Here is a 15,252-nt window from a genome sequence, read left to right on the forward strand (position 1 = left end):
TTTCTTCATTTTTTTGGGCTGTATATAATCATGTTTTAGCATGCAGTCGGTTCATGTAAAGAAAGTGAACGATCTTGCCTGTAAATCCTTGATACGTTTAACTGATCATCAGTTGTGCATGTAGTCCTGATGGAAGTTTCCTTTATATGATGATGGATACAGTCTTTTCCTTGAAGTAGGAAATAATGAAAAACAATAATGCAATGCAAGTAATGCATGCATTCCTGGATTTCGTGACTTTGACAGAGATATAGTAGCAGAAAGGGTGAATAGCAATGCCAAAACCGGTAATTGCGATTGTCGGTCGTCCGAACGTAGGTAAATCGACGATCTTTAATAGAATAGTGGGAGAACGGGTTTCGATTGTCGAAGACGTTCCAGGAGTGACACGTGACAGGATATATAGTTCAGGTGAATGGTTGACACATGATTTTAACATCATTGATACAGGCGGAATCGATATCGGTGATGAGCCGTTCCTTGAACAAATTCGCCAACAGGCTGAAATTGCCATCGATGAAGCCGATGTGATAATCTTTATGACGAATGGCCGTGAAGGGGTTACGGCTGCCGATGAAGAAGTAGCCAAGATTCTTTATAAGTCCAGAAAGCCGGTTGTCCTTGCGGTTAATAAAGTCGATAATCCAGAAATGAGAGATCAAATTTATGATTTCTATGCGTTAGGATTTGGGGATCCATTCCCGATTTCCGGATCACACGGACTTGGACTCGGAGACTTGCTGGATGAAGCAGCGAAGCACTTCCCTAATTTCAGTGGCCAGGATTATGCTGACGATGTCATTAAATTCAGCTTGATCGGAAGGCCGAATGTAGGCAAGTCATCATTGGTCAATGCATTGCTGGGGGAAGATCGCGTTATCGTAAGTGAAATTGAGGGTACGACCCGTGATGCGATCGATTCGCCTTATAAATATAACGGTAAAGAGTATGTCATCATTGATACCGCTGGAATGAGGAAAAAAGGGAAGGTGTATGAAAGTACGGAAAAATACAGCGTACTTCGTGCATTGCGGGCAATTGAACGCTCAGACGTCGTTCTTGTCGTATTGAACGCTGAAGAAGGCATTCGCGAGCAGGATAAAAAAATTGCCGGTTATGCCCATGAAGCAGGCAGGGCGGTCATCATCGTCGTCAATAAATGGGATGCGATCGAGAAAGATGAAAAGACAATGAAGGATTTTGAAGAAAAAATCCGTGCCCACTTCCTATTCCTGGATTATGCGCCGATCATCTATCTTTCTGCATTGACTAAAAAGCGGACACATACATTGATTCCGGTCATCGATCAGGCTAGTGAGAATCATGCCATTCGAGTTCAGACAAACGTATTGAATGAAGTGGTCATGGATGCCGTGGCGATGAACCCTACGCCAACCCATAATGGGAACCGCTTGAAAATTTACTATACGACCCAGGTAGCGATCAAGCCGCCTACTTTCGTTGTATTCGTTAATGATCCTGAGTTATTGCATTTCTCCTATGAAAGATTTTTAGAGAATCGAATTAGGGATGCCTTTGGTTTCGAAGGAACACCAATTCGGATTTTTGGGCGCCAAAGAAAATAGTAAAGGGAGTCATACAATGGTGAAAGCAAAAGAAAGCATCGCAGTCATTGGTGCAGGTAGCTGGGGCACTGCTTTAGCGATGGTATTAGCTGATAACCAGCATGAAGTGAGATTATGGGGACATAATCCGAAGCAAATTGAAGAAATAAACCAACATCATACGAATGAAAAATACTTGCCTGGTATTGAATTGCCGAAAGGGATTAAAGGCTATTCTTCCATCAAGGAAGCGTTGGTCGGAATTGAAATGATCATTTTGGCTGTGCCGACCAAAGCTTACCGGGAAGTTCTTGGGCAGGTTGAAGCGGCCCATGATAAACCATTGACAGTTGTGCATGTAAGTAAGGGGATCGAACCGGACTCCCTGCTGCGTATTTCTGAAATGATCGAAGAAGTCTCTTCTCCGGAATGGCTAAAGGATATCGTTGTTCTTTCGGGACCAAGCCATGCGGAAGAGGTCAGTCTCCGTCACCCAACGACAGTTGCCGTTTCTTCAAAAAATATGAAGGCGGCAGAAAAAGCTCAGGACATCTTCATCAACAACAATTTCCGTGTTTATACGAATCCCGACTTGATTGGTGTTGAAATTGGCGGAGCCCTGAAGAACATCATTGCCTTGGCTTCAGGGATTACCGACGGGTTAGGCTATGGTGATAATGCAAAGGCTGCCTTAATGACCCGTGGTTTGGCAGAAATCTCCCGTTTAGGAGTGGCCATGGGTGCCAATCCACTTACTTTTTCAGGATTAGCTGGAATTGGTGATTTGATCGTCACTTGTACAAGCGTTCATTCCCGAAATTGGAGAGCAGGGAATATGCTTGGTAAAGGAAAAAAACTGGATGAAGTATTGGAAAGCATGGGAATGGTGGTCGAAGGGGTCAGAACCACTAAAGCCGCCTACCAGCTAGCCCGGAAATACGAAGTCAATATGCCGATTACTGAAGCCCTGTACCATGTTTTATTCAATGGAAAAGAAGTGAAAAGTGCAGTTGACCTTTTGATGAATCGTTCAAAAACGAATGAAATGGAAGAACTATACAACATTTTGGATAACAGGCAGTAGGATTTCCCTTTTTTTGCTGCATTCATAAAAGAATTTCAATTAATTAGGCATTCGATGATGCGTCTTGCCATGTATCAGCATACAATGCAACGAAAGTAAACTAGTAATTTGACCTCGGCACGGGGGATTTAGTCAAATGAGCAGAAGATATCTTAATATCTTCTGCTTTTTTTGTGGAAAAAAACTTCCCTGAAGGTATGAAAAAATGAATAGGTTATTCAAGTTTGCATGAAACATTCTCTATATTTCCTTATTTTTTGTTAAATATCGACTATTTTTTTTGGTATGAAAATTGCTGAGTGTAATATAACCAAGAAATTTTTTGAAATGAACGGAGAAGTTGGTCAATTATTCTCGAAAAAAAGGGAAGGGGCATGATACATGCAAACAGGTAAACTGAAAAGGTCTTTAAACTTATGGCAAATCGTCTTGCTTGGTGTTGGGTATATGACGCCGATGGTCGTCTTTGATACATTCGGGATCGTTTCCGAATTAACGGGAGGACATGTGCCGACCGCTTATGTCATTGCTTTGGTGGCAATGCTGTTTACGGCAGCCAGCTATGGGAAAATGGTGAAAATTTATCCTCAGGCCGGGTCCTCCTATACGTATACACAAAAAACGATCAATCCGCATTTAGGTTTCCTTGTCGGATGGTCATCGATGCTTGATTACTTATTTTTACCGATGGTGAATGCGATTTTAACAAAAATATACTTAACGGCACTTTTTCCGGAAGTAGCCCCATGGATATGGGTGGTGTCATTTGTCTTGTTAATGACTGGAATTAACTTATTCAATGTTAATTTCGCTGCAAACTTCAATAGCTTCCTTGTCTTTTTTCAAATTCTCGTAATCATCATTTTCGTGGCACTTGTCATCAAGGGGGTCATGAATGGTGAAGGTACAGGAGACGTTTCCTCGCTTCAGCCGTTCATCGGGCCTCATCTGGAAACGTCGACGCTCATTGCGGGTGCTACGATCCTTTGTTTTTCCTTCTTGGGGTTCGACGCTGTCACGACATTATCGGAAGAAACACCCAATCCAGCCAAAACGATTCCGCGGGCCATTTTTTTGACGGCTCTCATCGGAGGGGTTTTATTTGTGGCAGCTGCATTTTTCACCCAGCTATTCTTTCCCGATGTTTCCCGTTTCAATGATCCGGAAGCAGCTTCCCCGGAAATTGCGCTTTTCGTAGGCGGGAAGCTATTCCAATCCATATTCCTTGCTGGCACACTATGCGGTACCCTTGCCTCCGGTCTTGCTTCACATGCCAGTGTATCAAGGTTGTTATATGTGATGGGGCGCGACCAGATGATTTCAAAAAAGCTTTTCGGATTTGTCCATCCAAAATATAATACGCCATTTTTTAATGTCATCTTTGTCGGAGCCATTTCGCTGGTTGCCTTATTCCTTGATCTGGTTACGGCTACTTCGCTGATCAATTTCGGAGCGCTGATGGCTTTCACTTTCGTGAATATTTGCGTAATCGTCCATGCAGTCAGGAACAAAAGTTTTCACACGGTCAAAGGATTTCTTGCCAATATGCTATTCCCTATTATTGGCGGGGCATCGGTATTTATCCTATGGCTTAATCTTGAAATGAGCTCCTTGATTCTGGGGACAGTCTGGGCAGGAATAGGGATCGTGTATCTTTCATACCGGACGAAATGGTTTACGGAATCCCCCCCGTTATTCAGTTTTGAAGAGGCACAGTGAATCGACTTTCATGATTAGGGAGGCAGCTGAACCACTTTTAAGACGTTAAGCAGCGGTCAAATCAATGTCCTATTCGTTTTTGATCAATAATTTGGTAAGCGGATTCAATGCATGCATGTAGAGGTAATGGTACTTGTCGCAACAGGTTGTATCAGAAACTTTTTGGCCCTAGACGCAAAGATACAGTTTACTGATTATTATGACGATTTTTCGTGTAGGGTGATAATGGCTGCAGCAGGAACCTCCTTCTCCATATCGGTGGGAAAGGGAGACTGAAAATGTCGTCCGTATAGAGGAAAAGGGCCAGCGGATGGCCCTTTTCTTATGGCTTGAATAGGCACAGGTGTAAGGGGTATCAAAAGTTAGGGTTATTTTTTATCTAGCAATTCAGAATTATGTTAAAATATAGACTAGGTTACTTTAAGGGGAGTGAAACTGTGTTATCCATTCCGGATGATAAAATTAGACCATTCATAACGATCACGATCGATCAGCCAGCACTTTCAGAGCAAAACATTCATGAGATACAGGAACCTTTCTTCTTTCTGATGAAGGATAATCAGGTGTTTGCCTATATCCGCATGGATGATTTGCCGTTAAATGAAAGAATAACAACAGTCGAACAGCTTTTACAGTATGCCTTATCGATTGATAATGTCTGTAAATTGCCTCCGAACATATCCTTGCCGCTTCTGTTTCAAATTATTGGCGAACCAATCGTCCTGATCAAGACCGACGATGGCATGCTTACCGGTTATGTCAAAAGGGAAGATGTGTTAGCGGAATTATTCAAGCAGGACAGCAAACAAAACCTGGACCTGTTAAAGGTCATATTAACTTCTATTCCGATGGGGATTTTTGTCGCGGATAAAGAAAAAAATATCGTGAACTTCAATGAATCGGGCTTGAAAATGATCAAGAAACCTGCTGAACAGGTTCTTAATGAACCAGCTGAGACCATCTTTAATAAAGAGCATATACATAGCGTGTTTGCAAGCGGGGGCGGTATTCTTAATCAGCTGGAAATCACCGATGTCATGAGTGTACTTGTCGATTATAGCCCGATCCTGAACCATGCTAAAGAAGTGGAAGGCCTGATCATCATCGTTCAGGATTTACCGATGGTTGAGGAAATGGCGATGGAAATAGAATTGATAAAAAGTTCGAATAAAGACTTGAATGCCATTTTAGCGAATATTTATGATGAAATCCTGGTCGTTAATCAAAAAGGGGAGCTGCTTCGCTATAGTGACAGTATCATTTCCGGTTTTTGGGGTAAGGATTTAAAGGATTATATCGGAAAGAATCTCTTGCAGTTGGAGGATGAAGGGATTTTCAATCCTTCTGTAACTCGTCTTGTCCTTGAACAAAAAAAGAAAGTATCGATTGTCCAAGATACGAAAATGAATAAAAAAGTCCTTTCCGTCGGAACGCCTGTATTCAATGAAAAAAGGGAAATCGAACGAATCGTGATTGCATCTAGGGATATTACCGAAACGACGCAATTGAAATCGGAATTGAATGAAATGAGAAAAGAATTGGATTCGTTCAAAAAGCAAGACCAATTTTATAAAGAGTTGATTTTTGCCAGTCCTAAAATGGAACAGATCATCAGCCAAATCAAGAAAATCGCTCATTTTTCCTCTACCGTTCTGATCAATGGGGAATCGGGGGTTGGGAAAGAAGTGATAGCCGAAGCCATTCATAAAATGGGGAGGCGATCGAAACAGCCCTTCCTGAAGATAAATTGCGGCGCAATACCTGAGAACCTTCTTGAAAGTGAATTGTTCGGTTATACGAAAGGCTCCTTTACCGGAGCGGATAAAAACGGGAAAGTCGGCTATTTTCAACAGGCCAATAAAGGCGTTTTGTTCCTTGATGAAGTGGGTGACATGCCGATCCATCTTCAGGTCAAGCTGCTGCGTGTCCTTCAGGAGCAGGAAGTGATTCCGATCGGAAGTACGACACCGATCCCGATCGATGTTCAAATCGTTGCTGCCACCAATAAAGGATTGGAAAAAATGGTCGAAATGGGAACGTTCCGGGAAGATTTGTTCTATCGGCTGAACGTCATTCCGATACATGTCCCCCCTTTAAGGGAAAGGCCAGAGGATATACCGCCGCTTGCCTTTCATTTTCTCCAAAAATTGAATGAAAGGTATCAACGGAACTACCACTTTTCCCCTGATGCCTTGAACATCCTGGAGGTGTATACGTGGCCCGGTAATATCCGGGAATTGCAGAACATGATCGAGAGGTTGGTTGTTTCTGCTGATGAAGAGATGATCGATGCTGACTTCATCCAACGATTCATTCCTGTCGGGAGCGGTTTTAAACAAACGAAACCAATCATTACGCGGATCCTACCTCTTCAGGAAGCCATGGATCATGTCGAGGAGCAACTGATCATGCTTGCCATGAAACAGTACAAAACGACGACGAAAGCGGCAAAAGCGCTAGGGATAAGTCAATCCTCCGTAAGCAGGAAGTATCAAAAGGTCCTGGCTGAACAAAGCAGGAATATCGAAAAAAATGCCTATTAAATGAAAGCCATTGGACAAGCGATTTACAGTCGCTTGTCCAATGGCTTTTTTTCTTGAAGATGCCGACAAAAAGGCGATTATGCAAACTGAAATAGAGCTATGCAATTTCGCATAGTTTCGGAGGGGATGCTAACCTAAATGACGATATCCATAGGATTTTTAACTTGGCATGCTTCTTGCTTAATTATATATATATAAGCAAAAAGGGAGGTAAGCATTAACATCTCACCAGAAATATTTAAAATGATCCAACCACTACAGTTATCAAAAAGGAGATTATTACATGTCTATTAATGTTGAAAGCAAAAAAACTCAAGCTACCCAATCGGAAACTCAAGACTATATTAAAAAAGTGCTTCAATTAATCGAACAAAAGGAAATTTCAAAAGAGGATGCCCAATGGGTCACGAGGGAAACGGTCGAGAATTTCCGTAATCATGTAAACCCTGGTTTTTTGGAATATCGGAAGACAGTGACAAAAGACACACAATTCGCCGCTGTTGAGTGGTCAGATCAGGATTCCTGCTTTACGGATGTAAATGGAAAGAAATATATTGATTGTTTAGGGGGATTCGGGATTTATAATGTTGGTCATCGCAACCCTAAAGTCGTGAAAGCAGTCACGGATCAATTGCAAAGGCAAGCCCTCCATAGCCAGGACTTACTTGACCCTCTACGGGCAATGCTAGCCAAGATTCTTGCCGATATCACGCCGGGAGATCTTAAATACTCCTTCTTTACGAACAGCGGGACGGAGAGCGTGGAGGCTGCGCTTAAGCTTGCTAAAATGTACAGTGACCGCTTCACGATCATTTCCACGACAAAATCATTTCATGGAAAGAGCCTTGGTTCCCTTTCGGCTACGGCAAAGGGCATGTTCCGAAAACCATTCATCCCACTGATTCCAGGTGTGCGCCATGTTCCGTTCGGTGATGTGGATATGATGAGAAAAACGTTTGAAAGTTGTGCACTGGTCGGTGAAGATGTCGCTGCCGTGCTGTTGGAACCTATCCAAGGTGAAGGCGGGGTCATCCTGCCTCCGCAAGATTATTTAAAACAGGTTCGAGCATTGTGCGACGAATATGATGCATTATTGATATTGGATGAAGTTCAGACTGGCATGGGCCGAACTGGTAAAATGTTCGCTTCCGAGCTCTATGATGTTGTACCGGATATCATTTGTTTGGCTAAGGCGTTTGGCGGCGGGGTGATGCCAGCTGGTGCAGTCGTGGCCAATGAGAAAGTATTTAAAAGCTGGTTTGACAATCCATTCATGCACACGACGACGTTTGGCGGAAATCCACTCGCTTGCGCTGCGGCCATAGCTACGATCGACGTTCTTTTGGAAGAAAAATTACCGGAGCGTGCTGCAGAAGTGGGTGAATATTTCTTGAATGGTTTAAGGGAAGCGGCAAACGAGCACCAAGACAAGGTCTTGGAAATTCGCGGCCAAGGATTGATGATCGGTATTGAGTTCCATAAAGACGAAGTGGGCTATGAATTTTCAAAAGCCTTGTTTGATAAAGGCATTTTAGTCGCAGGTACGCTCATTAATTCCAAAACGATCAGGATTGAGCCTTCATTGACAATTCAATTGGATGAAGTCGATACCGTCATCAATGCGTTTAAAGAAGTGCTGCCAACACTTCAAGCTTAATCGGAATCTGTACAAAAGACAGCCTTAGGGCCGTCCTCACACTGTAGGCAAACTCGATGGAAATCGAGTTTGTCTACTTTTTTTATGGCTTGAACAATTTGGACGTTGAACTCCGTCATTATTCAGTTTGAGTCATCCACCAGTGCTGCTTGGTTTCGATTTTGGATACGCAATCAACTCATGAAAGGTCTCGGGTCAAGATGAAGAAATAAAGCGGGGAAACCCGATTATTGATGGAAATTCAAGCCGTTCAGGTGACAAATGCACAGTTTGGACAATGATTTAATTCCTTTAACGTAATTTGGTATGTTATAATAATTTCTGGAAAAAGGAGTGATAAATATATGACACCCGCTCTGCAAAAAATGTGGATATCCTTCATCGCCATGGGCTTTATGGTTATCTCGATATTTCTTATCTACTTAAGCCGCTATAAGTTAAAAGGCTTTTGGAGAGGCTTGACAGCAATCATCGCATACATACTTATGATACTAGCCGGCTTGATCATCATTGTCGTTGTTCTTAGCGGGCCAACCACTTGATAGGTGAGGAGAAATGATGAGGAATTTTTTCAAAATATTATGTTTATTAACCATCACTGCATCATTATCCGGCTGTTTATATCCGGAGAAGCAAAAAATGCAAAATCAGCTGCCTTATAAAGAGCAAATACAATCCGTCCAAAGTGCCGTCGATCAATTTCAAAAGGACGAAGGTGGCATATTGCCAATCGTTACGAAAGATGCCGAGACACCGCTTTATCAAAAATATGTCATTAAATTTTCTAAGATTTCTCCCAGGTACATGGCAGAACCGCCGGATAACGCCTATGAATCTGGAGGTGTTTTTCAATATATCCTAGTCGATGTTGAAAAAGATCCGACTGTGAAATTGCTGGATGTCAGGATGGCCCAGAAGATTCAGGATGTTTCATTAAGATTGACCGCCTATCAGCAGAACAACGGATACCCGCCATTCAAGGAAAGGTTATCCGATGATGTCTTTACCCTCGATCATGAAAAGATGGGCCTGAAGGAAGCTCCCACGGTCACAAGTCCCTTTTCACAAAAAGATCTCTATCTAGTAGTGGATGGGCGTGGGAATATTTTTGTTGATTATACCCCTGATCTAATCGATGTTTTGAAGACACACGAGGCAAAAATCAAACCGGGTGATGATATCAGGGAACTGCTTGTACAAAGCTCGGAGTTCGTTCCAGCTTATTCATTGCCTTATACAATTGATGCAAAAACAAAAAATCCAATATTTCTAGAAAAATAGGCATAACCCTTCTTCTGCAAAATATATTGTAGGGGAAGGGTTATTTCTTTATCTTTAGTTCATCTTACTTATAAAAATAACAACCCTTATATAAAATTTCTGGTGGAGGAAGGGATTGAACCAGGGAAATAATTGGAATAAATTTTTAGGACAACATCATAGATATATAGTGTCCTAATAAAAACAAATGGATAAACGAAATCCCAAAACGCTAATTCGGGAGGGGATACCTTGGAAAAGGTAGATATTTTTAAAGATATAGCTGAACGGACCGGCGGCGACATTTATTTAGGGGTTGTCGGTGCCGTCAGGACAGGGAAATCGACATTTATTAAAAAATTCATGGAGTTAGTCGTCATACCTAATATCCCGTCAGAAGCTGACCGTGCACGAGCACAGGATGAATTGCCGCAGAGTGCTGCCGGAAAAACGATCATGACGACAGAGCCAAAATTCGTACCGAATCAGGCAGCATCGATTTCCGTAGCCGAAGGTCTGGAAGTGAATATTCGTTTAGTGGATTGTGTCGGTTACACGATACCTGGAGCTAAAGGGTGTGAAGATGAAAATGGTCCGCGCATGATTCATACACCTTGGTATGAGGATCCGATCCCGTTCAATGAAGCGGCGGAAATAGGCACTCGCAAAGTGATTCAAGATCATTCCACCTTGGGTGTGGTCGTTACGACGGATGGTTCTATAGGAGAAATACCACGAAGTGATTATTTAGAGGCTGAGGAAAGGGTAGTCGAAGAATTGAAGGAGGTCGGCAAGCCGTTTATCATGATCGTCAATTCCGTCCAGCCCCACCATCCGAATACGGTGGCCTTAAAGGAATCCCTCCAGGAAAAGTATGATATCCCCGTCTTGGCCATGAGTGTCGAGGGAATGAGGGAATCGGATGTTTACAGTGTCCTCCGTGAAGCCCTCTATGAATTTCCTGTTCTTGAAGTCAATGTCAACCTCCCAAGCTGGGTAATGGTTTTGCGAGAGGATCATTGGTTAAGGGAAAGCTATCAGGAAGCGGTTAAAGAGACGGTGAAGGACATTAAACGCCTGAGGGATGTTGATCGGGTGGTCGGACATTTCAATGAATTCGATTTTATCGATCGTGCAGCCCTTGCAGGTATTGAGATGGGGCAGGGTGTTGCCGAAATCGACCTATATGCACCAGATGAACTTTACGACGAAATCCTTAAGGAAATCGTCGGTGTGGAAATACGGGGCAAGGACCATCTATTATCATTGATGCAGGACTTTGCCTATGCAAAAGCGGAATATGACCAGGTAGCTGATGCACTGAGGATGGTCAAACAAACGGGATATGGAGTCGCAGCTCCCTCCCTTAATGATATGAGCCTGGATGAACCGGAAATTATCCGTCAGGGAGCCCGGTTCGGTGTCAGATTAAAAGCGGTGGCTCCTTCCATCCATATGATCAAGGTCGATGTCGAATCGGAATTCTCACCGATCATCGGGACGGAGAAGCAAAGTGAAGAATTGGTACGATACTTGATGCAGGATTTTGAAGACAATCCACTTTCCATTTGGAACTCTGATATTTTTGGCAGAAGCCTGAGCTCTTACGTCAGGGAAGGCATCCAGGTGAAATTGGCGATGATGCCGGACAATGCACGCTACAAATTGAAAGAGACTTTGGAAAGAATCATTAATGAGGGCAGTGGGGGCTTGATTGCCATCATCTTATAAAAACGTTGAAACGCTGGACCAACTCCTTCATTGGATTGGTCTTTTTGCATGCAGCTCATGGCAGGAACAAACCTGCTGAAGTCCGTTTTTATTTCGCATTTTTAGGAAAATCTTGAAAAAACCCCATGGTTAAGCGATTTTCAGTGAAATAATAAGTTTAATTTCTATAAAAACGGGAAATGATGAATAGCGAAAGACAAAATTTATAATATATACAATTATTAATGAAAAGATTCCCATTATTTTTTGAATTCCCTTGCTAAGCTTATAGGATTTGTGATAATCTACATACAGAAAACGCGTTGTAACAGCGATTTCGACCTATTTTAAATTTCCGGATGCATTATTTGGAAATTTAATCAGCTTGGTCATCCCCGGTTTACAGGGATTGAAAATGTTCGAAACGAAACTAATATCAAATCACTATTATAGTGTTGTAATAATGATTTTTTATAAAGATTCCTTTTGGGAGGAGGTGAATGGCATGAACAAAACAGAATTAATTAATGAAGTTGTTACAGCAACTGAAATTTCTAAGAAGGACGCTACAAAAGCTGTTGATGCTGTTTTTGATACAATCTTAGAAGCTCTAAAAACTGGTGATAAAGTCCAATTGATTGGTTTTGGTAACTTTGAAGTTCGTGAACGTGCGGCTCGTAAAGGACGCAACCCACAAACTGGTGACGAAATCGAAATTGCAGCTAGCAAAGTGCCAGCTTTCAAACCTGGTAAAGCACTGAAAGATGCAGTGAAGTAACTCTACCATTACATACGGGTGCTTAACCGAAAAGGGCCGCGTGCAAACGCGGTCCTTTTTTTGCTTCTTAATTTCCATCTGTGATAATATAAAAGACAGTGAATATTTTAGGAACGCTGTAGGCAAGAATGAAATAAACATACGGAAAATGCAGTTCTGACAAGGCTGTGCAGGAATGGTACAATATTGCAAGGGCCCCGGCTGCGTTAACGATAGGATTGAAGGATCTCAGGGTGTCGTTATTACCTTGAAATTTATTTGAATACATACGATTTTTTTAATTTTTAGGAGGTACGGATAAATGGGTAATGTAGATCATGCCAAGATAGAGGAAGCGGTAAAGATGCTTCTTGAGGCTGTAGGGGAAGACCCGACAAGAGAAGGACTGCTTGATACACCAGGGCGTGTGGCAAGGATGTATGAGGAGATTTTTTCTGGACTTAATCAAGATCCAAAGGAATATTTCGATACGGTTTTCGGCGAGGACCATGAAGAACTCGTACTTGTAAAGGATATTCCGTTTTACTCGGTCTGTGAGCATCATTTAGTCCCTTTTTACGGTAAAGCGCATGTAGCTTACATTCCGAAAAACGGGAAAGTGACGGGCCTTAGCAAATTGGCTCGTGCGGTCGAGGCTGTATCGAAGCGTCCCCAGTTGCAGGAGCGCATCACCTCAACAGTGGCCGACTCGATAATGGAAAAGCTTGAACCACATGGTGTGATGGTGGTGGTCGAGGCAGAACATATGTGCATGACGATGCGCGGCGTCAAAAAACCAGGTTCCAAAACAGTCACCTCCGCTGTTAGGGGAACGTTCGCAAAAGATCATCGTACTAGGGCGGAAGTATTGGCGTTCATTAAAGATTAAGGATAGGGGGCAAAAAAATGAATGAGAAAAAGATCCTGAACGATTTTGTGGTAATTAAGGCCATTGAGGATAGTGTGAATGTGATCGGATTGACGAGGGGAACGGATACCAAGTTCCATCACTCGGAGAAGCTTGACTCAGGCGAGGTGATGATCGCGCAATTCACGGAGCATACCTCGGCAATCAAAATCCGGGGACATGCCAAAGTGTATACGCCATTCGGTGAGATAGAAAGTGATTCAAAAAAAAATTCTTTTGAAAAATGATAGCCAGTCTAACAACTGCTTGAGACTGACTCAAATATCTGATAGGACGTTTAACAAGCTGGAAAATCCCCGCATCCATTTTTTTTAGAAGCTAAGCGGCCGCTTCCTTATAATTGGAAGTTTCTTTTTATAAACGTTGTCCATTTCATCTGATTGTTTTTATGGTATAATAATGTGTATTTTACACAGACAGAAACCAATATGCATGAAAAAAATATCTTTCAGGGATGCAAGGGTGGTCTCAATTGTTAAACATAACGGACGACAAAAGCCAATTAAAACGATTAATAGAAAAGAAAGCTCAACATCCATATTTATTGAAGTTTATACAAAAACCAAGCTTGGACGAAGATAAATTGCTATTGCTTTGGGGATTGTTTAACGATTTGGACGTTAAAAGCGAAAAAAGGGATCAATACATCACTTCGACCATGCTCGTGCAAATCGCCCTCGACACCCACGAAATCGTATCGAATTCGGTTGAGGGACCGGAATTGCCTGAAGTATTGAAAAACCGCCAATTACAGGTGCTTGCCGGTGATTACTACAGTGGTCTGTACTACCAGGTTCTTGCCAGTGTGGGGAATGTTGAGATGATCCGTATACTTTCAAGCGCCATAAAAAAAATAAATGACAATAAAATCATCCTATATCAACAAAGGTCGATAAAGGATGTTCGATCACTTGTAACGACGATAAAAGCGATCGAGGCTTCGCTGATCCACAAACTCGCGGTTTATTATAAACAGCCTGCCTGGATCGATGTTTCGGAAGATTTCCTGCTTTTGAGCAGGCTTCATGCCGAAAAGGGGCATTACTTGAAGACGGGGCGATCGATCATATTCGATATCCTCCGGGAGATGCCTTCAGATGGTTCCAATGATCTGGAAGAACTCGCTCCACAAAAGGAAGAACAGGTCCGGTTCAGGTTCGAGAAATGCTTGGGGGATGCCAGGAAATCCTTGGAGCGTTCGATGCAAAAACTGATGAAAACGGATGATGAGCTAAGGGAACGAGTGAAGGTCCTCATGGAACAAACAGCAAGTATAGCAAATTCATATGTGAAAGAAGGGTGAAGCATGGAGCAGTCTAAAGAGCAAAAAGTTCATCATGTCTTTGAGAAGATATACGGAAACTATGACAAGATGAATTCCCTCATCAGCTTTAAGCAGCATCTTAAGTGGCGGAAGGCTACCATGGCCATCATGAATGTCCCGAAAGGCGCCCACGCCCTTGACGTATGCTGCGGCACAGCGGACTGGACCATTGCGCTTGCTAATGAAGTAGGACCAGAAGGCAGTGTTGTCGGTCTGGATTTCAGTAAGAACATGCTTAAAATCGGTGAGCAAAAGGTGAAGGATCTCAATTTGGATCAAATTTCCCTGATGCAGGGGAATGCAATGGAACTGCCTTTTGAGGATAATAGCTTTGATTACGTCACGATCGGGTTCGGGCTGCGGAATGTTCCTGACTACATGCAAGTGCTTAAAGAGTTAAACCGTGTCGCCAAACCGGGGGGAATGATCGTTTGCCTTGATACCTCACAGCCAACCACGCTCGGCTTCAAGCAGGGGTATTATTTTTACTTCCGCTTCATCATGCCTGTGTTCGGTAAGTTATTCGCGAAAAGCTACAGCGAATATTCTTGGCTTCAGGAATCTGCACGCGATTTCCCAGGCATGAAAAAGCTTGAAAGCATGTTCAAGCAGGCAGGAATGGAAAATGTCAGTTACAAGTCCCATTTCGGCGGTGTTGCAGCAACACATTTCGGGTACAAGCCTTCAAAATAAGCATAATAGCAA

Annotated in this window: 13 protein-coding genes; all 13 read left to right on the forward strand. The window is 42.6% G+C overall.

Features of this window, described 5'->3' with window-relative positions; genetic code table 11:
• The first annotated feature begins 275 nt into the window (after window positions 1–275).
• The 13 genes from der to CVN76_RS11845 all read left to right on the forward strand — a co-directional run bounded on the left by der (window position 276) and on the right by CVN76_RS11845 (window position 15,240).
• Window positions 276–1,586 (forward strand): ribosome biogenesis GTPase Der, encoded by a 1,311-nt coding sequence (gene der / locus CVN76_RS11785; protein ID WP_061144299.1) that lies wholly within the window; start codon window positions 276–278, stop codon window positions 1,584–1,586.
• A gap of 16 nt (window positions 1,587–1,602) precedes the next feature.
• Window positions 1,603–2,649 (forward strand): NAD(P)H-dependent glycerol-3-phosphate dehydrogenase, encoded by a 1,047-nt coding sequence (locus CVN76_RS11790; protein ID WP_100531393.1) that lies wholly within the window; start codon window positions 1,603–1,605, stop codon window positions 2,647–2,649.
• Between the two features lie 381 nt (window positions 2,650–3,030).
• Window positions 3,031–4,368 carry an APC family permease gene (locus tag CVN76_RS11795; protein ID WP_100531394.1) on the forward strand — a complete coding sequence of 446 codons (1,338 nt, stop codon included), beginning with the start codon at window positions 3,031–3,033 and terminating at the stop codon, window positions 4,366–4,368.
• Between the two features lie 437 nt (window positions 4,369–4,805).
• Window positions 4,806–6,911: a sigma 54-interacting transcriptional regulator gene (locus tag CVN76_RS11800; protein WP_232732189.1), complete on the forward strand. Its 2,106-nt coding sequence runs from the start codon at window positions 4,806–4,808 to the stop codon at window positions 6,909–6,911.
• A 283-nt stretch (window positions 6,912–7,194) separates the two neighbouring features.
• The gene (locus CVN76_RS11805) at window positions 7,195–8,568 is read left to right on the forward strand and encodes a putrescine aminotransferase (RefSeq protein WP_100531396.1); all 1,374 of its coding nucleotides are present in this window, start codon (window positions 7,195–7,197) and stop codon (window positions 8,566–8,568) included.
• A 344-nt stretch (window positions 8,569–8,912) separates the two neighbouring features.
• Complete coding sequence (locus tag CVN76_RS11810; protein ID WP_061144294.1) at window positions 8,913–9,110, forward strand: DUF2768 domain-containing protein; 198 nt, start codon at window positions 8,913–8,915, stop codon at window positions 9,108–9,110.
• Between the two features lie 16 nt (window positions 9,111–9,126).
• On the forward strand, window positions 9,127–9,849 hold the full coding sequence (locus CVN76_RS11815) for a hypothetical protein (RefSeq protein WP_100531397.1): 723 nt from the start codon (window positions 9,127–9,129) through the stop codon (window positions 9,847–9,849).
• 231 nt (window positions 9,850–10,080) lie between these two features.
• A complete protein-coding gene (gene spoIVA, locus CVN76_RS11820; protein ID WP_061144293.1) occupies window positions 10,081–11,559 on the forward strand; it encodes a stage IV sporulation protein A in 1,479 nt (492 codons plus the stop codon).
• Window positions 11,560–12,043: 484 nt separating this feature from the next.
• On the forward strand, window positions 12,044–12,316 hold the full coding sequence (locus tag CVN76_RS11825; protein WP_061144292.1) for an HU family DNA-binding protein: 273 nt from the start codon (window positions 12,044–12,046) through the stop codon (window positions 12,314–12,316).
• A 301-nt stretch (window positions 12,317–12,617) separates the two neighbouring features.
• A complete protein-coding gene (gene folE, locus CVN76_RS11830) occupies window positions 12,618–13,184 on the forward strand; it encodes a GTP cyclohydrolase I FolE (protein ID WP_061144291.1) in 567 nt (188 codons plus the stop codon).
• Window positions 13,185–13,201: 17 nt separating this feature from the next.
• Window positions 13,202–13,450 carry a trp RNA-binding attenuation protein MtrB gene (gene mtrB, locus CVN76_RS11835; protein WP_100531398.1) on the forward strand — a complete coding sequence of 83 codons (249 nt, stop codon included), beginning with the start codon at window positions 13,202–13,204 and terminating at the stop codon, window positions 13,448–13,450.
• 245 nt (window positions 13,451–13,695) lie between these two features.
• Window positions 13,696–14,526, forward strand: coding sequence for a heptaprenyl diphosphate synthase component 1 (locus tag CVN76_RS11840; RefSeq protein ID WP_157805650.1), 831 nt, complete (start codon window positions 13,696–13,698; stop codon window positions 14,524–14,526).
• Window positions 14,527–14,529: 3 nt separating this feature from the next.
• Window positions 14,530–15,240, forward strand: coding sequence for a demethylmenaquinone methyltransferase (locus CVN76_RS11845; protein WP_100531400.1), 711 nt, complete (start codon window positions 14,530–14,532; stop codon window positions 15,238–15,240).
• Window positions 15,241–15,252: the final 12 nt, after the last annotated feature.

This window comes from Bacillus sp. mrc49 (genome assembly GCF_002803435.1).